This is a genomic window from Phocaeicola acetigenes, from assembly GCF_027529745.1.
GTDB lineage: Bacteria > Bacteroidota > Bacteroidia > Bacteroidales > Bacteroidaceae > Phocaeicola > Phocaeicola acetigenes.
The window spans coordinates 50,832-69,587 of sequence record NZ_JAPZVM010000005.1 but is presented as its reverse complement, the minus strand read 5'-3'; the positions used below and the strand labels follow the sequence as shown (position 1 = coordinate 69,587).

At 43.9% G+C, this 18,756-nt stretch carries 13 protein-coding genes; 7 read left to right on the top strand and 6 right to left on the bottom strand.

Features of this window, described 5'->3' with window-relative positions:
- Nucleotides 1-82: 82 nt before the first annotated feature.
- Together O6P32_RS07855 and O6P32_RS07850 are read left to right on the top strand one after the other, a co-directional pair.
- Entirely contained in the window at nucleotides 83-2,071 is a 1,989-nt protein-coding gene (locus tag O6P32_RS07855) for an OPT family oligopeptide transporter (RefSeq protein WP_269877810.1), read from the top strand.
- A gap of 120 nt (nucleotides 2,072-2,191) precedes the next feature.
- Nucleotides 2,192-2,740, top strand: a complete 549-nt coding sequence (locus O6P32_RS07850; protein WP_269877808.1) for a 30S ribosomal protein S16 — start codon at nucleotides 2,192-2,194, stop codon at nucleotides 2,738-2,740.
- A 369-nt stretch (nucleotides 2,741-3,109) separates the two neighbouring features.
- Here O6P32_RS07850 and O6P32_RS07845 read toward each other — a convergent pair whose 3' ends face one another.
- Nucleotides 3,110-3,847 (bottom strand): hypothetical protein, encoded by a 738-nt coding sequence (locus O6P32_RS07845; RefSeq protein WP_269877806.1) that lies wholly within the window; start codon nucleotides 3,845-3,847, stop codon nucleotides 3,110-3,112.
- A 335-nt stretch (nucleotides 3,848-4,182) separates the two neighbouring features.
- Here O6P32_RS07845 and O6P32_RS07840 point away from each other — a divergent pair, with 335 nt between their 5' ends.
- Nucleotides 4,183-6,414: a GH92 family glycosyl hydrolase gene (locus tag O6P32_RS07840; protein ID WP_269877805.1), complete on the top strand. Its 2,232-nt coding sequence runs from the start codon at nucleotides 4,183-4,185 to the stop codon at nucleotides 6,412-6,414.
- Between the two features lie 84 nt (nucleotides 6,415-6,498).
- Here O6P32_RS07840 and O6P32_RS07835 read toward each other — a convergent pair whose 3' ends face one another.
- Nucleotides 6,499-7,194, bottom strand: coding sequence for a LytR/AlgR family response regulator transcription factor (locus tag O6P32_RS07835; RefSeq protein WP_269877804.1), 696 nt, complete (start codon nucleotides 7,192-7,194; stop codon nucleotides 6,499-6,501).
- 20 nt (nucleotides 7,195-7,214) lie between these two features.
- Nucleotides 7,215-8,225 (bottom strand): sensor histidine kinase, encoded by a 1,011-nt coding sequence (locus O6P32_RS07830; protein ID WP_269877803.1) that lies wholly within the window; start codon nucleotides 8,223-8,225, stop codon nucleotides 7,215-7,217.
- A gap of 170 nt (nucleotides 8,226-8,395) precedes the next feature.
- On the opposite strand from O6P32_RS07830, the gene O6P32_RS07825 reads away from it, so the two are divergent.
- Genes O6P32_RS07825 through O6P32_RS07815 form a run of 3 tightly spaced genes read left to right on the top strand, consistent with a single transcriptional unit; the run spans nucleotide 8,396 to nucleotide 14,059 of the window.
- Nucleotides 8,396-9,517: an efflux RND transporter periplasmic adaptor subunit gene (locus O6P32_RS07825; protein ID WP_269877802.1), complete on the top strand. Its 1,122-nt coding sequence runs from the start codon at nucleotides 8,396-8,398 to the stop codon at nucleotides 9,515-9,517.
- A gap of 9 nt (nucleotides 9,518-9,526) precedes the next feature.
- Nucleotides 9,527-12,667, top strand: a complete 3,141-nt coding sequence (locus O6P32_RS07820; RefSeq protein ID WP_269877801.1) for an efflux RND transporter permease subunit — start codon at nucleotides 9,527-9,529, stop codon at nucleotides 12,665-12,667.
- 24 nt (nucleotides 12,668-12,691) lie between these two features.
- The gene (locus tag O6P32_RS07815; RefSeq protein ID WP_269877800.1) at nucleotides 12,692-14,059 is read left to right on the top strand and encodes an efflux transporter outer membrane subunit; all 1,368 of its coding nucleotides are present in this window, start codon (nucleotides 12,692-12,694) and stop codon (nucleotides 14,057-14,059) included.
- Nucleotides 14,060-14,282: 223 nt separating this feature from the next.
- On the opposite strand, the gene xseB is transcribed toward O6P32_RS07815, so the two are convergent.
- The 3 genes from xseB to O6P32_RS07800 are packed head-to-tail and all read right to left on the bottom strand — an operon-like array spanning nucleotide 14,283 to nucleotide 17,150.
- Nucleotides 14,283-14,489, bottom strand: a complete 207-nt coding sequence (xseB, locus tag O6P32_RS07810; protein ID WP_178265661.1) for an exodeoxyribonuclease VII small subunit — start codon at nucleotides 14,487-14,489, stop codon at nucleotides 14,283-14,285.
- A 13-nt stretch (nucleotides 14,490-14,502) separates the two neighbouring features.
- Nucleotides 14,503-15,810 carry an exodeoxyribonuclease VII large subunit gene (xseA, locus tag O6P32_RS07805; protein ID WP_269877892.1) on the bottom strand — a complete coding sequence of 436 codons (1,308 nt, stop codon included), beginning with the start codon at nucleotides 15,808-15,810 and terminating at the stop codon, nucleotides 14,503-14,505.
- On the bottom strand, nucleotides 15,807-17,150 hold the full coding sequence (locus O6P32_RS07800) for a S8 family peptidase (RefSeq protein ID WP_408636056.1): 1,344 nt from the start codon (nucleotides 17,148-17,150) through the stop codon (nucleotides 15,807-15,809). Before O6P32_RS07800 ends, xseA begins: the two co-directional genes overlap by 4 nt.
- Nucleotides 17,151-17,371: 221 nt before the next feature.
- Between O6P32_RS07800 and O6P32_RS07795 the strand changes: the two genes are divergently transcribed.
- On the top strand, nucleotides 17,372-18,742 hold the full coding sequence (locus tag O6P32_RS07795; RefSeq protein WP_269877799.1) for an MATE family efflux transporter: 1,371 nt from the start codon (nucleotides 17,372-17,374) through the stop codon (nucleotides 18,740-18,742).
- Nucleotides 18,743-18,756: the final 14 nt, after the last annotated feature.

Here is an 18,756-nt window from a genome sequence, read left to right as displayed (position 1 = left end):
CTTTTATACCTATTTATCCGAATTTTATTACTTTTGGGCACTATTCATTGGCATTAAATCAAAAACAACAAATAAAAAACACATGAAAGAAGAAATTGAAAAACAAGCGGGTCTTCCAGACAATGCGTTCCGCCCGCTCAAACCGGGAGAAAAATATCATCCGTTGATGTCTCCCGAAAAAAATTATCCGGAAGTCAATCTGTGGTCTGTTCTATGGGGTATTCTGATGGCAATTCTGTTTTCAGCCGCCGCAGCCTATTTAGGTTTGAAAGTAGGACAAGTATTCGAAGCAGCCATTCCCATTGCCATTATCGCCGTGGGTGTATCCAGTGCAGCAAAGCGTAAAAATGCATTGGGGGAAAATGTCATCATCCAGTCCATCGGAGCCTGCTCCGGAGTCATTGTAGCCGGTGCTATCTTTACCCTGCCAGCACTATATATTCTTCAGGACAAATATCCGGAAATGACAGTCGATTTCTTCCAGATGTTCATCAGCTCATTGTTGGGCGGTATATTGGGTATTCTTTTCCTGATTCCTTTCCGCAAATACTTCGTCAGCGAAAAGCATGGCGAATATCCTTTCCCCGAAGCAACAGCAAGTACACAGGTACTCATCTCTGGTGAGAAAGGCGGAAGCCAGGCAAAACCTCTGCTTTTTGCGGGTCTGATTGGTGGATTGTACGACTTCATCGTAGCTACCTTCGGATGGTGGAACGAAAACTTCACCACCCGTGTATGCGGATGGGGTGAACTCCTTGCAGAGAAAGCCAAAGTTGTGGTAAAACTGAATACCGGAGCTGCCGTATTAGGACTTGGTTACATTGTCGGCTTGAAATATGCAGCCATTATCTGTGCCGGCTCACTGGCTGTATGGCTTATCATCGTACCGGGTATCTCTCTTATCTGGGGCGACCAGGTACTGAATGCATGGAATCCTTCTCTCACCGATACAGTAGGCAGCATGTCGCCTGAAGCCATCTTTGCCGAATATGCAAAAAGTATCGGTATCGGAGGCATTGCCATGGCAGGTATCATCGGTATCGTACGCTCATGGGGCATCATCAAGAGTGCAGTAGGACTGGCAGCCAAAGAAATGGGTGGTAAGAAAGCTGAAGCCAGCGTATCACGCACCCAGCGCGACCTTTCCATGAAAATCATTGCCATCGGTTCCATCATTACACTGGTACTGATTGCCTTATTCTTCTATTTCGATGTAATGCAGGGTAATCTGCTCCATACGGCAGTAGCTATTCTGTTGGTAGCTGGTATCTCTTTCCTGTTTACTACCGTAGCAGCCAATGCCATCGCCATCGTTGGTACCAACCCCGTATCGGGTATGACACTGATGACCCTTATTCTGGCTTCTGTCGTAATGGTGGCAGTCGGTCTGAAGGGTGCAACCGGTATGGTAGCTGCACTGGTGATGGGTGGAGTAGTTTGTACCGCTCTTTCTATGGCAGGTGGTTTCATTACCGACTTGAAGATAGGTTATTGGTTAGGAAGTACTCCAGCCAAACAGCAGACATGGAAATTCCTCGGTACACTGGTATCGGCTGCAACTGTAGGTGGAGTAATCATGATTTTGAACAAAACATACGGATTCTCTTCGGGTGCGCTTGCCGCTCCTCAGGCTAATGCCATGGCTGCCGTTATCGACCCGCTGATGAACGGAGTAGCAGCACCCTGGTTGCTTTATGGTATCGGTGCAGTGCTTGCATTGGTACTGACTTACTTCAAAGTTCCTGCCCTCGCCTTTGCATTGGGTATGTTCATTCCACTCGAACTGAACCTCCCTCTTATTGTAGGTGGTGCAGTCAACTGGTATGTTACTACCCGCAGCAAGGATGAAGCAGCCAACACCGCACGTGGTGAACGTGGAACTCTTCTTGCTTCCGGATTCATTGCCGGTGGAGCCTTGATGGGAGTAGTCAGTGCAGCAATGCGTTTCGGAGGCATCAATCTCGTAAACGAAGAATGGCTCGCCAATCCGTTGAGTCAGGTAGTATCTTTACTTGCTTATATCTGCCTCATCGTCTACCTGATAAAAGCCAGCATGAGTGCCAAGAAATAAAAATTACACAAAAAGAGCTGCAACGCTTTGTAAAACAAATAAAAAGCTTTATCTTTGCACCCGCCAATACGGGATATTGGCATAATTCAAATCATTCACTTAAAAATTTAACAAGTAAAAATGGCAACTAAAATCAGATTGCAGAGAAACGGACGCAAAGGTTATGCGTTTTATTCAATTGTTATTGCAGATGCAAGAGCACCACGTGATGGTAGATTTACTGAGAAAATTGGTACTTACAACCCAAATACCAATCCTGCCACAGTAGATTTGAATTTCGAACGTGCATACCACTGGGTAATGGTAGGTGCACAGCCTACAGACACTGTACGCAACATCTTGTCTCGTGAAGGTGTTTACATGAAGAAACACTTGATGGGTGGTGTAGCTAAAGGTGCATTCGACGAAGCTACTGCAGAAGCTCGTTTCAACGCTTGGAAAGAAAACAAGCAGAACGGTTTGGCTGCTTTGAAAGCTAAAGAAGAAGAAGCTAAGAAGGCTGACGCAAAAGCACGTATGGAAGCTGAAAAGAAAGTAAACGAAGAAATCGCTAAGAAAGTAGCTGAAAAGAAAGCTGCTGAAGCTGCTGCAAAAGCTGAAGCAGAAGCTGCTGCTAACGCAGAAGAAGCAACTGCTGAAGAAGCAACTGAAGCTCCTGCTGAAGCATAATCGATTCTTTTACTTCGAAAAAATTAAAAAGAGACTGTCTCAAATCATTTTGAGATGGTCTCTTTCTTTTTTATATCAATTCAGGCTATTGGGTAAAACAAAAATTTTCTCAGTCATCCGTAGAAAAGGTATTCATTATCAATAATATAAATCTATTATTCTATTCATTAGTTTAATTTGACGACGTCGGCTATACAAACAGCGTCGTTGAATGTATAGCCAACAACGCTGGTTCTACATTCAACGACGCTGATTAAAACTTCCAAAAGTTCTCTTCACTTTTTTATTCCTGCTACATTATATGTCTGTATTAAAAAGGCGATTTCATACTATTTGAATATAGCATTGGCTTCATAGTCAGCTATTAGATTATTGCTTTAATTTAAACTTCCATTTTCTAAGACATTGCTTGTATTTTCCATTCTTGGTCAAATCGTTTCTATTTACAACGTCCTTTTTAGGGACAGGTACATGCTTATTATTCTCCACTTCATATTCCGGCACATTAATTCTCGGTTCTGAACTTTCTTCTAATACCGCTTTTTTCTCTCCATCTATCCACTGTATACTAAAGCCATCAAAAATTGAAAATTGCGAATAGAGTGCATCGTACAGATAAGTTGGCTTTGTCACGATACCGCCATTTTTCTTTTTCTCTATATTAATATACTCCATATCATATTTATCTTCTTTTTTGCCACTATCATCTATACGAAATTCTCTGATCAATGCCGACAAGCGTATGGCATTTGCAGAGTCCTCCCCTTGTTCGAATGTCATATCTATTCCTGAAATATGATTGTGAAGTATTCCAAGTGGAAAAACGGATTTATCAAACGTTCTATCCTCTTTGTTTCTGTGATAAACACTATAATCCTTGATTTTATCTTTACCCTCCCCTTCTTCGTGGCAATAAAACTCCACACAAGTAGGATGCACTTTTACAAAAGAATCACTTTGATTCTTCTTTATCAGAAAATAGCCGCTTAATATATGTTCTGCCAATTCTTTGAATACACCAAGTAATTTCTTTTCTTTATCTTCGCAACTCAAATCCTTAATCTGAGAATACAGATTGAGAACATAATCGTTACTTCTTAAATTCATATTCAAATCCATTATATTTTAATTTATTGCATTAATAATCAAAAGATTACAAAAGCAAAGATAGACAGTTTTTCAATATACACAACTCCATTCTCGACTTTTATTATTTAGAAGCAACTCCAAAACCTTAGCTCATCTATTTTTCTACTGATATACAAATTCTTTGCAAAAACCGTCTGTCAGACCATAAAATCTCATATCTTTATACGCTGTAAACGGAATGATAAGGGCATACTTATAAGAAAAAGGGAAGACAGCCCAGACAATATTATCGTTACACAACTATTAATCAATACTATAGCATATTATTTACCTTTCATATAAAACTTAAAGAAATGAATAAAAAACCAATCGTACTGACGGTGTTAGCCACAGCATTATTCGCTGCGTGTGGAAGCAACTCCACTTCCGTACAGGAAGCGAATGAAGATCTTACGTGCTTTGTAGATCCGAAAATAGGAACAGGAGGCCACGGCCATGTGTTCTATGGAGCTAATGTTCCCTACGGATTTGTACAACTGGGACCAAGCAGCATCCCGCAATTGTGGGATTGGGTATCAGGATATCATGTATCCGACTCTACAGTGATAGGATTTCCACACACGCATCTTAGTGGAACAGGTATCGGCGACCTTCACGACATCAACGTTATGCCTGTGACAGGAGAAGTTACCTATGCCCGAGGAGATGAATCTTCATACGATACCGGATTATGGTCGTACTCCGACCGTTCGAAGGAAGTTGTCACTCCCGGATATTACAAGACACATCTTCTGAGATATGATATTGATGTGGAACTGACTGCTACCAAACGAGTAGGATTCCATAAATATACTTTCCCTGCAGACGAAAAGCCGGCTATCGTATTCGACATGGTGAACGGAGGATGCTGGGATGCACCGACCGAAGCCTTTATACAGGTGGTAAACGACAGCACTGTCAGCGGATACCGTTACTCTACAGGATGGTCCAGCGACCAGCGTGTCTTCTTTACGGCCGTATTCTCCAAGAAGTTTGAAAACGTAGAGTTTATTGCAGACAATGCAACAAAGAGTGGAAAAGAAGCTAAAGGCAAGAAGCTCTTTGCCCGGGTAAACTTTGCAGCCGGACAAGAAGAACCAATTTATTTGAAGGTAGCTCTCTCTCCTACTTCTGAAGCGAATGCACAGCTCAACATGCAGACTGAGTTGAGCGGATGGAACTTCGAAAAGACCATTGCAGATGCCAAAGAAGCATGGAACAATGAGTTGAATAAGGTGAAAGTGTACACAAACGACGAGGCTTCGAAGCGGATTTTCTATACAAGCCTTTATCACACTATGTTTGCTCCTTCTGTATTCTGTGATGTAAACGGTGATTACTACGGTGCCGACCATAACATGCACAAAGGAGAAGGATTTGTAAACTACACTACTTTCTCTTTGTGGGATACATACCGTGCCGCACAGCCTTTGATGACTCTGCTTCATCCGGAAAAAATGAGCGACATCATCAACACCATGATTCACATCTACCAGCAGCAAGGCAAACTGCCTGTATGGCACCTCATGGGATGTGAAACAGACTGTATGGTAGGAAATCCGGGAGTACCCGTAGTAGCAGATGCTATCTTGAAAGGTATAAAAGGATTCGACATGGAAGAGGCATACAAGGCACTGAAAGAATCGTCTATGTTGCCCGAACGTGGTATGGAGCATCGTATCAAATACGGATTTATCCCTGCCGACCTGATGAAAGAAGCCATTGCATACGACATGGAATATGCCATTGCCGACTGGTGTGTAGCACAGGCTGCATTAAAACTGAACAAGCAGGATGACTACAAGTATTTCCTGGAAAGAAGCAAGTCGTATAAGAATTATTTCGACCCGACAACCGGATTTATGAGAGGAAAAATGCTCAACGGTTCCATACGTACACCTTTCGATCCTTGTGCATCGACCCACAGAGACGATGACTACTGCGAAGGTAATGCATGGCAGTATACCTGGCTGGTTCCTCACGATGTGGAAGGGTTGGTAGGTTGCTTCGGAAGCAAAGAGGCCTTTGTCAACAAGTTGGATTCACTGTTCATCGTCGACAGCCACATGGGCGACAGTTCCTCTCCCGATATCAGCGGCCTCATCGGACAGTATGCACATGGAAACGAACCGGGACACCATACTACTTACTTCTACACACTGGTAGGTCAGCCGTGGAAGACTGCGGAACGGGTGAACGAAATTCTTCATACTATGTATACCGACAAACCCGACGGATTATCCGGCAATGAGGATGTAGGTCAGATGTCTGCATGGTATGTCCTTTCTTCAATGGGATTCTATCAGGTAGAACCGGCAGGAGGAAAATTCGTATTCGGTTATCCCCTCTTCGACAAAGTAGAAATCAATGTTCCTGAAGGTAAGTTTACTATCGAAAAGGAAAATAAAGGAAAAGAAAACAAGTATATCCAGCATGTCATTCTGAATGGTCAGGATTATAAGAAGGCCTGGATTGATTATGCAGATATCATGAAGGGAGGAAATCTCAAATTCGTGATGGGCGACCAGCCTGTAGCATGGTTCTGATACAAGAAACAGAACGATATACAATTTGCATAAATACAAACAAAGGCATTGGCAGAAAAAGCCAATGCCTTTATTGGTTATATACTATTTTCCCAGCACTTCTACTACCTGTCCGGCATACTGTGCACCTACAGGAAGTAATTCTGCCACACCGTTCAGTTCTACCTTCGTCCGGGTAAAAGAAACTACAGACGACACAGATACTACATACGAGCGATGAATACGCAAGAAGGTTTTATCAGGAAGAAGATCGGTTATAGCCTTCAGATTAGTACGGGTCAGCACATGACCTCCCGAGGAGCGGACTATCTTTACATAGTTTCCCAATGCTTCAATGTAAAGAATATCATTAAGAGGAATATTCACATTACTGTATTCCTGCTTTACCACCAAACATTCCGGTACAGACGAACGACGAAATTCGATACGACGCAACACCTTTTCGACAGCAATTTCAAAGCGTTCATAAGAAAATGGTTTATGCAGAAAGTCTACCGCATCGAGATTGAAACCTTCAAGTGCATACTCTGCATACGCAGTGGTAAAAATAAAGCAGCAACCCTCCGGTAATGTTCCGGCTATATCCAGTCCGCTGATGCTATCCATGTGAATATCCAGAAAAACAAGATCCGGATTGGTACGGCGTATTTCCTTCAAACCAATATGAGGCTCACTGAAAGTAGTCAGTTCCATTCCTCCTTTACGTTTACAAAACTGCTCTATAACCAGCAAAGCCATCGGCTCATCATCTATTGCCACACATTTCAGTACACCATTCATAAGGCTGTTTTTTTTAATAATCAGTCATTCATTTTTATTTCCAATCTCACTCGGTAGATTCCATCTGATTCACCCGTATGCAACTCGTAACGCCCGGGATAAAGCAGTTCCAGACGCTTACGGCAATTGGCGATACCAATTCCTCCACTTTCATTGTCCGGACAACGCATTACAGCATTCTCTGTTTTCAGAAGCAAACCATTCTGGCTCAATTTAATATAAATAGAAATCTTACAATCTTTTTCAGATGAAGCTCCATATTTAAACGCATTCTCTACAAAAGTAATCAGTATCATAGGTGGAATCTGTATTTGCATCTCATCTTCCTCTACCACAAGCTCTACATCCGTATGTCTGTTGAGACGAAGTTTCTGCAAATCTACGTATTGACGGATGTACTCTAATTCAGCCTCAGCCGGAATAAGTTCAGAGCCACTCTGAGCATACATATAGCGCAAAATACCTGAGAACTTTACAAAAGCAGACTCTGTTTTATCCGACCCCGAAAGTACCAATGCATAAAGAGTATTAAGGGTATTAAAAAGAAAATGAGGATTAATCTGTGCCTTGTAGAGAGCCAGTTCGGCCTTGTTTTTCTCCGCTTCCATTTCCTGTTTGGAAAGTATCTGACGGAACAGTTCATTGGTCAGTTCTATAGCTAAAGAAAAGCCCGTAACCACAAGGAAAAAAAACCAGATAGTCTGTCTTCGCATATTCATTCTGGCAGCCATTTTCTCCGAATCGGCTGAAATATGTTCCGACGGCATAGGGAAAAAAGTCAGCAGCTCTGTCATCAAAATCAAGACAGCAAGCAACAGAACTATACGTAAAAACTTCCGTTGCATAAAAAGTTTGGGTAAACAGGCTAGACGATACACAAAATAAAGTAAATACACATATGCTACAAGTGTAAAAAGAAAGGCCGTGTTATGAGTAATCCAGCGGTCGACCGGTAATAACATAATGGCCAGAGGAATGATTACCAGACAAAAAAGCAAATCGATGCAAAGAGGAATACGGTTTTTCTTCATACAAACAACTTTTACCTCAACAAAGATAATGCATTTCGTGCATGAATGTGCTATATAAGCAAGAACGTTCGTCACCACATCTGCCCAGTTAGTCACCACACACATTGTTTTCTATCCTGTTCTATATAAGTTTGTATTTATCATAGAAAAATCATTATAAACTTCTTAATATGAACACCAAGACACGCATTTATCTCATGACGTTATGTTGCCTGTCACTGCTCACAGGATGCGGCAACAAAGATCAGCACATCTCTGGAGAAAAATACAAGACACTCACTGTAACTACTACCAACCAAACCTTACAATCTACTTATCCAGCCACATTACGAGGAAGACAATCTGTTGAAGTACGTCCTCAGGTAAGTGGTACAATCACTCAGATATGCATAAAAGAGGGAGATGCCGTAAAACGTGGGCAGATACTTTTCATTATTGATCAGGTACCATACCGCGCAGCATTGGAAACAGCATTGGCCAATGTAAAAAGTGCAGAAGCCAAACTGCATACCGCCCGACTGACTGCTGACAGCAAAGAAGAACTGTTCCGTGAAAAAGTAGTCTCTGATTTCGATCGTCAAACAGCCCAGAACCAGCTCCGTGAAGCAGAAGCTGCGGTAGCACAGGCAAAGGCAGAAGAAACCAATGCCCGCAACAATCTGTCGTATACCGAAGTTAAAAGTCCGGTAGACGGAGTCGCAAGTATGATTCCTTACCGCGTAGGAGCTTTGGTAAACAGCAGTATTGCCGAACCACTTGTTACCGTCTCTGACGATCAGGAAATTTATGCATACTTTTCTATGGCAGAAAGCCAGATGCTGAACCTTATGCAGCAATATGGTTCTTTGGAAGAAGCCTGTCAACAGCTTCCTTCTGTGAGTCTGACAATGAGCAACGGAGCTATCTATCAGAATACCGGACGCATCGATGCCATAAGCGGTACAATAGACCAGGGTACAGGAGGCGTAATGCTACGTGCCACATTCCCCAACCCCAAACATTGGTTGCGTAACGGAGGAAGTGCAACTGTATCCGTCCCTACCGAACATAAAGACTGTATTATAATTCCTCAAAGCGCTACCTACGAATTACAGAATCGCACCTTTGTATGGAAAGTAGTGGAAGGAAAAACACAATCTACCCCCATCACCGTGTATAAGTATAATGACGGCAAGACATACATCGTACTCTCCGGTTTAAAGAAAGGAGACATCATCATTGCCGAAGGTGCCGGATTGATGCGTGAAGGCACTATAGTAGATACAACTTCAACAACCCAACCTGTAAAATAACCAATCACTATGAATATAAGAACATTTATCGACCGTCCTATCCTTGCCGGTGTTATTTCCGTACTTATCCTTATTTTGGGATTCATAGGCTTGTCTCAACTACCTATCGAACAGTTCCCGGAAATTGCACCTCCTACGGTCAGCGTATCTGCTACTTATACGGGAGCCAATGCCGAAACGGTACAGAAGAGTGTGGTAGTTCCACTCGAAGAAGCTCTGAACGGTGTAGAGAATATGATGTATATGACTTCCACTGCTTCCAACAACGGTTCAGCAAAGATTACCGTTTATTTCCGTCAGGGAACAGACCCGGACATGGCTACTGTCAACGTACAAAACCGTATTGCTACAGCTGAAGGATTGCTTCCAGCCGAAGTAACCAAAAGTGGTATCACCGTACGTAAGCGACAGACCAGTAACATCAAACAGCTGGCTGTATACAGTCCGGATGATTCGTTCGACGAAGCATTTCTGACGAACTATATGAAAATCAATATCGAGCCACGACTTTCACGTATTGCCGGTGTAGGTGAAGTGAATGTATTCGGTTACGAATACTCCATGCGTATCTGGCTCGATCCGGGCAAAATGCAAAAATACTCATTGGTTCCGGCAGATATATCAACTGTACTCGACGAACAAAACATAGAGGCTGCAACCGGTACACTGGGAGCAGAATCGCAAAACACTTTTCAGTATGTACTCAAATATCGTGGGCGCTACGAAAATGAAGTTGACTACGAAAATATGGTCATCAAGTCATTGCCCAACGGAGAAGTACTGCGGCTGAAAGATGTAGCCACCGTTGAATTGGGTACACGTGCCTACGACTACATTGGTGAAGTAAACGGACACCCGGGCTGTAACATCATGATTGCACAGACTTCCGGTTCGAATGCCAACGAAATCATCGAGGAAATAGACCGTACAATAGCCGAAATCTCCAAGACATTACCCAAGGGGATTAAGATTGTAGACCTTATGAGTACGAAAGACTTCCTCGATGCTTCTATCAAGAGTGTAATTAAAACACTTATCGAAGCCATCATACTGGTAGTACTTGTAGTATATGTCTTTTTGCAGAGCCTGCGCTCTACCTTCATTCCCGCATTATCTATCATTGTATCACTGGTAGGAACATTCGCCTTTCTTTCTATTGCAGGATTCAGTCTGAACATGCTGACTCTGTTCGCTCTTGTACTGGTAATCGGTACGGTAGTAGACGATGCCATTGTGGTGGTAGAAGCCGTCCAGGCCAAATTCGATGAAGGATATAAGTCGTCTTATCTTGCCACCGTTGATGCAATGGACGGTATTACTTCTGCTTTGGTTACTACTACCTTTGTCTTTATGGCTGTATTTATTCCGGTTAGTTTTATTAGCGGAACTACCGGAACATTCTATACGCAATTCGGATTAACCATGGCAGCGGCGGTAGCTATTTCCCTACTCAATGCACTTACTCTGAGTCCGGCTCTCTGTGCCCTGATTATGACTCCCCACCAAGATGCTGAAGGCGGAGAAAAGCTAAGTTTTTCTTCCCGCTTCCATATTGCTTTCGATACAGCCTTTCACCGCCTTGTCAACAAATACAAAGTGGGAGTAATCTTTATGCTCAAGCGTAAATGGCTGTCGGCTACACTACTGGTAATTGCATGTGCAGGTTTAGGTATCTTGATGTCGACTACCAAAACCGGTCTGGTTCCCAACGAAGATATGGGTACCGTATTTATCGATGTACGCACTTCACCGGGGAACAGTGTACAGGAAACACGTAAGGTAATGGTACAGGTAGACAGTTGCCTGCGAACCATTCCGCAAGTAGAATTATACTCCAATACGACCGGTAACTCCATGTTAAGTGGCCAAGGAGCCTGCAACGGTATGTTTACCATCCGTCTGAAAGACTGGAGCGAACGTCCGGATAAAGAAGATGCCATTGATGCCGTAATGGAAGAAATCAAGCGAAGTACTGCCTTTATATCCAGTGCCGAAATCATGCCTTTTACCCGCCCTATGATTCCCGGATATGGAGTAAACAGCGGATTCGAAGTTTACGTACAAGACCAGAAAGGCGGCAGTACAGAAGACCTGTTGAAATATACCCGTGATTTTCTTGATGAACTGAACAAACGTCCAGAGATAGGACGAGCGACCACTTCATTCGATACAAAATTCCCCCAGTATCTTGTGGAAGTAGATGCAGCCCGTTGTAAACGAAACGGTGTGTCACCTTCCGATGTACTGAGCACTCTTTCCGGATACATCGGAGGTAACTATGCATCCAACATGAACCGCTTTTCCAAACTATATCGTGTGATGGTACAAGCACCTCCCCAGTTCCGTCTCGATACCCAGTCGCTCAACAGCATTTTTGTACGCAACGACTCGGGAGAGATGAGTCCCATCAGTCAGTACCTGAAACTGACACGTGTGTATGGTTCGGAAATGCTGACACGTTTCAACCTGTTTTCTGCTATTCAGGTAAACGGAGCCGCAGCTACCGGTTACAGTTCCGGACAGGCAATTCAAGCCATACAGGAAGTAGCAGCACAGACACTTCCCACAGGATATGGTTTTGAATTTGGAGGTATGTCGCGCGAAGAGTCGAACACCGGAAATACAACGACACTGATTTTTGTCATCTGTGTAGTATTCATCTATCTCATTCTTTGTGCTCTCTACGAAAGTCTGTTTGTACCTCTTGCCGTTATTCTTTCCGTTCCTTTCGGACTGGCGGGCAGCTTCCTTTTTGCCAAAATGTTCGGACTGGAAAACAACATCTATCTTCAGACCGGATTGATTATGCTGATTGGTCTGCTTTCTAAAACAGCCATTCTGCTGACCGAATATGCATCGGAACGCCGGCGCCACGGTATGACAATCATGCAAGCTGCTGTATCTGCTGCTCAAGTTCGCCTCCGCCCCATTCTGATGACTTCACTTACCATGATTTTCGGTATGCTTCCTCTGATGTTTGCTACCGGAGTAGGTGCAAACGGTAATATCTCCATCGGGGTAGGAACTGTAGGAGGAATGCTTATCGGAACAATCGCACTGCTCTTCATCGTACCACCTTTATTCATGGTATTCCAGTTCCTGCAAGAAAAGCTGATGCCGGAACGGAAATTGCCGGAGAGAAAAGAATAATTTGATTTTAAAAGATTTACATGCATGAAAAGAAAAACAATCATCCTATTTCTGCTTGTCTCTACCCTAAGCAGTTGTCATATATACCGGAGCTATGAACGGCCTGAATCTGTCACTGTGTCCGACAGTCTTTTCCGAAATCCTACAGAAACAGCAGACACAGCTTCAATTGCTTCGCTCTCATGGAAAGAACTTTTCCAAGACAAACAGTTGCAAGCACTCATCGAAAAAGGGCTGGCTCATAATACCGATTTAAACATAGCACGGCTTAAAGTAAAAGAGGCAGAAGCTTTACTTATGACTTCACGCTTGTCGTACCTGCCTTCTGTCTCGCTAAACCCGGAAGGAGCATTGACCAGCCTTGATGGAAACAAGCCTTCTAAAACATATAATCTAGCCGTATCTGCCGAATGGGAAATAGATCTTTTCGGCAAGCTGCTCAATGCCAAGCGGGGAGCACAGGCTGCACTCGAACAGAGCGAAGCCTATAAACAGGCTGTGCAAACCCAACTGGTAGCTACTATTGCCAACAGCTACTATACATTACTCATGCTGGATGAACAGTTGAAAATCACCCAGCGTACTGCAGAGACATGGACAGAAAGCCTGCATGCCATGAAAGCATTGAAACGGGCCGGACAGGCAACCGAAATGGCTGTGGCACAAACAGAAGCTAACAAACTTTCTGTAGAAGCTTCCGTTTTATCTGTAAAGCAGCAAATCAACGAAATGGAAAATTCACTTTCTACCCTATTGGGTATGCCGGCGCAGCAAATAGAGCGTTCCACTCTCCAGTCGCAGGAATTCCCGGATACACTCTCTACGGGTGTTCCTCTCGAACTGTTAAGCCGCAGACCCGATATTCGCCAAAGTGAAAGCCAGTTGGCCGTAGCTTATTATGCCACCAATTCGGCCCGCTCGGCTTTCTATCCGAGTATAACCTTGAGTGGTTCTGCCGGATGGACCAATTCAGCAGGAAGCACCATTACCAATCCTGGACAATGGTTGCTTTCTGCAGTTGGTTCCTTGGTACAACCCTTGTTCAACAAAGGAAAAAACATTGCCAACCTGAAAATTGCCAAGGCACAACAGGAAGAAGCTCTGCTCAGTTTCCGTCAAAGTCTTCTTGATGCCGGTGCCGAGGTAAACGATGCGCTGGTACAATGGCAAACCGCACGCCAACGTATTCTTATCGACGAACAACAGTGTGTTTCACTCCGTTCGGCATTACGCAGTTCCGAACTGCTGATGCAACACAGTTCACAAAACTATCTGGAAGTTCTTACAGCACGCCAGACCTTGTTGCAGGCAGAACTGAATACAATTACAGACCGTTTCGATGAAATACAAGGTGTAATCAACTTATATCATGCCCTGGGAGGCGGATATTAAAATTCAGGAAGGAAGAGTATACGCCTTACCGAAAAATATAGAAATCAACCTTAACTTTACAGTAAGAAAGATAGTATCTTACAGATTATACCTTGTATCCGCCGACGTCGATTATACAGTTGACGTCGGCGAATATAAAATCGGCGTCGCCGGCTATATAGCCAACGGCGCCGGTTCACTTCCATTTCCGTCAACAAACAGTATGACAAACAGAAGCATCTGCTCAAGCTTCCGTTTCTTCTCCTTCTTCAAGCATTTTCTTTATTTCGGCATCTGCCTTATAAAGTTTATCACGACAGTATTTTATGAGTTTCTGGGCTTCTTTCAGATGTTCTCCCAGGCTGTCGATATCCAACTCGTTACTTTCTATCTGCGATACGATGGCTTCCAGCCGTTTCATCGCTTCACTGTATGTTTCTTTTTTTGCCATTGTATTCTGTTTTTTAATTTATTTTCTCTACTATACTTTCCACCTCCCCCGATGCCATACGCGTCACTACTTTATCTCCTGCTTTCAGTGTAGAAGCATCGGTCACTGCCTTACCGTCTTTCAATGTAATACTATACCCTTTTTTCAAAAGCAGTTCCGGCGATGCAGCCTGTGTCTTTTGCTCCATCAGTTCAATGCGATGAAGTTCCCGCTGCAAACGCGACATACAAGCTACTTCCATACGTTTTTCTACACGAAGCCGGTATTCTTCACGCAGCAAACGAGCCTGCCATGCTGCGGCCATACGCTTGGTAAAACGCTCCTGCCGGAAATGTTCCTGCTGCAGCCTCATCTGTACCTGGGCTGGAATACGAGATACCCACTGCGCCAGTCTCTTCTTTTCCTGTTCCAGACGTTGGGGAATTTCCCTGTAAAAATAATCGGTGTATGCTTCCAGCTGTTCTGCCGTGCGGCGCACACGGTCTATCAATAACTCGGCAGCCGCTGTTGGGGTTTTGACACGGGTGTGTGCAATAAGATCGAGCACCGTATCATCGCGTTCATGTCCAATACCAGTAATAAGCGGTAACGGAAACTGAGCACAATTAGCAGCCAAGGCATAAGTATCGAATCCGGATAAATCGGAAACAGCTCCTCCCCCACGGATAATGACAACTACATCCCAACAATCCTGCTGACTATAGATACGGTCGAGTGCCTGAATGATGGAAGCTTCAATCCGCTCTCCCTGCATGACAGCCGGGAAAAGATGAGGATAAAAAACAAAACCGAACGGATTGCTGGCAAGTTGATTGCAGAAGTCGCCGTAACCGGCAGCAGTTGCCGAAGAGATAACCGCAATACGTTGGGGCAACAAAGGCATTTCCAACTCTTTGTTTAAAGTAAGCACTCCTTCTTCGTCCAGCCTTTTCAATATCTCCTTGCGCCGGCGCATCATATCGCCCAATGTATAAGTGGGGTCAATATCGACTACGGTCAGCGAATAGCCGTAGAGTTCATGAAAGTCGACTGTCACTTTAACGAGTACTTTGATACCGGAAGTAAAAGCCTGTCCCGTTTCCCGTTCAAAATAAGGCTTAAGCCGGTAGTATACGTTACTCCAGATAATACCGCGTGCCTTTGCCACCAGTGCATTGCTCTTGCTGTCTTTCTGCACAAACTCCAGGTAGCAATGTCCTGAATAATTAGCACGCACCTCACTCAGTTCGGCCTGTACCCAGTACTCGTCGGGCAGACAGGCACGAATACTACGACGCACCAGCGCATTCAGTTCGACCAAAGAAAGCGGGTTACCATTCATCTGTTCCCCCTTTCCTTCTGAATCAGCTGATACGCTTTCCATATATCAGCTACTCCGTAACCGTAGATATTATCGGGGTGAGTATAACGGCTTCCCGAACGACGGACTACATCGATAATTTCCTTTACAGTAAGATCAGGAAATGCCTGCCATAAGCAAGTGACCAATCCACAGAAAATGGGAGCCGCAAAAGAAGTACCGCTTGCTCTGGATATTCCTCCATTTTCTCCCACTACAACCGCCCGTACTCCCAATGCCATGATATCCGGCTTGACTCTTCCGTCGGCTGTATTTCCTATGGAAGAAAAATCGGCATTCGTACGGTCATAATCCAATGCACCGACGGTTATCACATCTTCTGCATCGGCCGGAGGAGAAATCTTTTTCCATTTGCCCCCACCGGCATTGCCGGCACTGCATACCACAAGCAATCCTTTTCCAGCTGCTTTCTCTGCGGTAACCGACATAAACGAAGTTTTACCGTCTAAATCGCGGTAACGGTAATTCTCTTCCTTATCGTCAAATTCATAATATCCCAACGAAGTGTTGACTACATCCACTCCCACACTATCGGCAAACTCAATGGCGGCAGCCCAGTTGTCTTCTTCTATCGGCTGTTCGGTATCATTGTCTTCACTCCGAAGCAACCAATAAGAAGCTTTGGGAGCAGTTCCTACCATGACATTAGGCTTGTCTACAGCCAGACACGACAACACTTTCAGTCCGTGGCTATGCTCTTCGTAAATATCCGAATCGGGATTGACAAAATCGTGCACCCCCAGCAAGTTCAGATGACGGAACAGTTTAATGGCATCCACATTATAATAGCCCGCATCAATCACGGCAATCTGCATTCCTTCTCCGCGAAAACCGGCTGCATGCAGACTATCGCCATGATGCATACGAATCTGTGCTGCCGCATGCCCGTAATAATCATCGGTCTTGGTCACTTTATTGGTAATCATTTTCTTACGTTCTTTATTTCGGGGTATTGCCCCATCGGGCGCAATCCATACACGCTTCACTTTTTTCACAAAAGGAAGGGTCCGGATAGAGTCTAGCACTTCGTGACGAGACAACTCAACAACTACAGTATTATTCCATTTGCTGTGATTCAACACTTTTCCTCCCGAACGACGTATTTCCTCAATATAGGTACGGCACACAGGAAGGTCTGTAGAATCTACAGCCAAATGCTGTCTCATTCTCCGCTCAATGGCACGCGAAGAAAGAAACTCTTCCGGTCGGTCCAACGAATAAGCCGTACAATTTTTATCAGCCAGATAGACCCGATAACGACAAAGCACCTCTCCGCTGACAGTACTCCACGTCATCATCATCACAAAATTCAATAGAAAAAAATATATCTTCATACGCTTCTTTTTCTTTTCGGAGTGCAAAGATAGCGAAAGGTGAGTGCAGTGCCAAGTCAAAAGCTTGCTTTTGAGAAAAGGCTATGCTGAACTACACTCTATCTTAACTTCAAGAAAGATAAGGCAGGTTTCGCAAATGAGAAAAAATGAGTATCTTTGCAGGCTAATTTACGTAAAATAACGATTTTATGTCTCAGAAAGGAACTGCAACAGAACTAGGTACGCTCCCTATCGGCAAACTATTGGCACAATATGCCATTCCTGCCATTATCGCAATGACTGCTTCTTCTCTTTACAACATGGTAGACAGCATCTTTATCGGACATGGAGTAGGTCCGATGGCTATCTCCGGACTGGCTATCACTTTCCCTCTAATGAACTTGGCAGCCGCTTTCGGCTCGCTGGTTGGAGTAGGAGCTTCGACACTGATCTCTGTCAAATTAGGACAGAAAGACTATCACACCGCTCAGCAAATCTTGGGAAATGTAATCTCGCTGAACTTAATTATCGGTGTATTGTTCACCATTATCACTCTGGTTTTTCTTGACCCTATCCTGTATTTCTTTGGGGCAAGCGAAGCGACCATACCGTATGCAAGAGATTACATGGAAATTATCCTGATAGGTAATGTAATAACACATATGTATTTAGGATTGAATTCTGTACTCCGGTCTGCCGGACATCCGCAAAAAGCCATGATTGCCACCATCCTGACAGTTATTATCAATACCATACTCGATCCCTTGTTTATTTATACTTTCGGCATGGGAATACGTGGAGCTGCCGTAGCTACTATTCTGGCACAGATCATTTCCTTGTGCTGGCTTGTCAAGCTGTTTGCAAACAAAGAAGAACTGCTTCATATGAAGAGAGGTATCTACCGCCTGCGCAAAGTTCTGGTAGAAAATATCATCGGTATCGGACTGGCTCCTTTCTTCATGAACATAGCAGCCTGCTTCATCGTGATTCTGATTAATAAAGGCCTGAAACTATATGATGGCGACCTTGCCATTGGTGCTTTTGGTATTGTAAACCGCATCGTGTTTCTGTTTGTAATGATTGTCATGGGACTGAACCAGGGTATGCAACCCATTGCCGGATACAACTTTGGTGCCCAGCAGTATCACCGAGTAAACCATGTAATGAAACTGACCGTAATAGCTGCAACAATAGTAACTACTACAGGTTTCCTCGTAGGCGAACTGATTCCGGAACTGACTGTATCAGCTTTTACGACCGACCAGACTCTAATTGATTTATCGGCCAAAGGGCTCCGTATTACAGTGATGTTCTTCCCTATTATCGGCTTCCAGATGGTTACATCCAACTTCTTCCAAAGTATTGGCATGGCACGAAAAGCCATCATACTTTCACTCAGCCGACAAGTTCTGATTCTGATTCCTTGTCTCTTCATCCTTCCTCTGTTTTGGGGAAGTCTGGGTATATGGTACAGCATGCCTATCTCCGACATTATGGCCAGCCTGATTGCCGGCTTCATGCTATACAAGCAATTCAAGCATTTCAAACAAAAAGCAAAAGAAATAAATGGTGTAAATTAGCACGAACTTTTTCC

Bases quoted from the DNA above. Each gene is read 5' to 3' on its own strand.
- O6P32_RS07855 (WP_269877810.1), top strand. From the start codon at position 83: ATGAAAGAAGAAATTGAAAAACAAGCGGGTCTTCCAGACAATGCGTTC.
- O6P32_RS07850 (WP_269877808.1), top strand. From the start codon at position 2,192: ATGGCAACTAAAATCAGATTGCAGAGAAACGGACGCAAAGGTTATGCG.
- O6P32_RS07845 (WP_269877806.1), bottom strand. From the start codon at position 3,847: ATGAATTTAAGAAGTAACGATTATGTTCTCAATCTGTATTCTCAGATT.
- O6P32_RS07840 (WP_269877805.1), top strand. From the start codon at position 4,183: ATGAATAAAAAACCAATCGTACTGACGGTGTTAGCCACAGCATTATTC.
- O6P32_RS07835 (WP_269877804.1), bottom strand. From the start codon at position 7,194: ATGAATGGTGTACTGAAATGTGTGGCAATAGATGATGAGCCGATGGCT.
- O6P32_RS07830 (WP_269877803.1), bottom strand. From the start codon at position 8,225: ATGAAGAAAAACCGTATTCCTCTTTGCATCGATTTGCTTTTTTGTCTG.
- O6P32_RS07825 (WP_269877802.1), top strand. From the start codon at position 8,396: ATGAACACCAAGACACGCATTTATCTCATGACGTTATGTTGCCTGTCA.
- O6P32_RS07820 (WP_269877801.1), top strand. From the start codon at position 9,527: ATGAATATAAGAACATTTATCGACCGTCCTATCCTTGCCGGTGTTATT.
- O6P32_RS07815 (WP_269877800.1), top strand. From the start codon at position 12,692: ATGAAAAGAAAAACAATCATCCTATTTCTGCTTGTCTCTACCCTAAGC.
- xseB (WP_178265661.1), bottom strand. From the start codon at position 14,489: ATGGCAAAAAAAGAAACATACAGTGAAGCGATGAAACGGCTGGAAGCC.
- xseA (WP_269877892.1), bottom strand. From the start codon at position 15,810: ATGAATGGTAACCCGCTTTCTTTGGTCGAACTGAATGCGCTGGTGCGT.
- O6P32_RS07800 (WP_408636056.1), bottom strand. From the start codon at position 17,150: ATGATGATGACGTGGAGTACTGTCAGCGGAGAGGTGCTTTGTCGTTAT.
- O6P32_RS07795 (WP_269877799.1), top strand. From the start codon at position 17,372: ATGTCTCAGAAAGGAACTGCAACAGAACTAGGTACGCTCCCTATCGGC.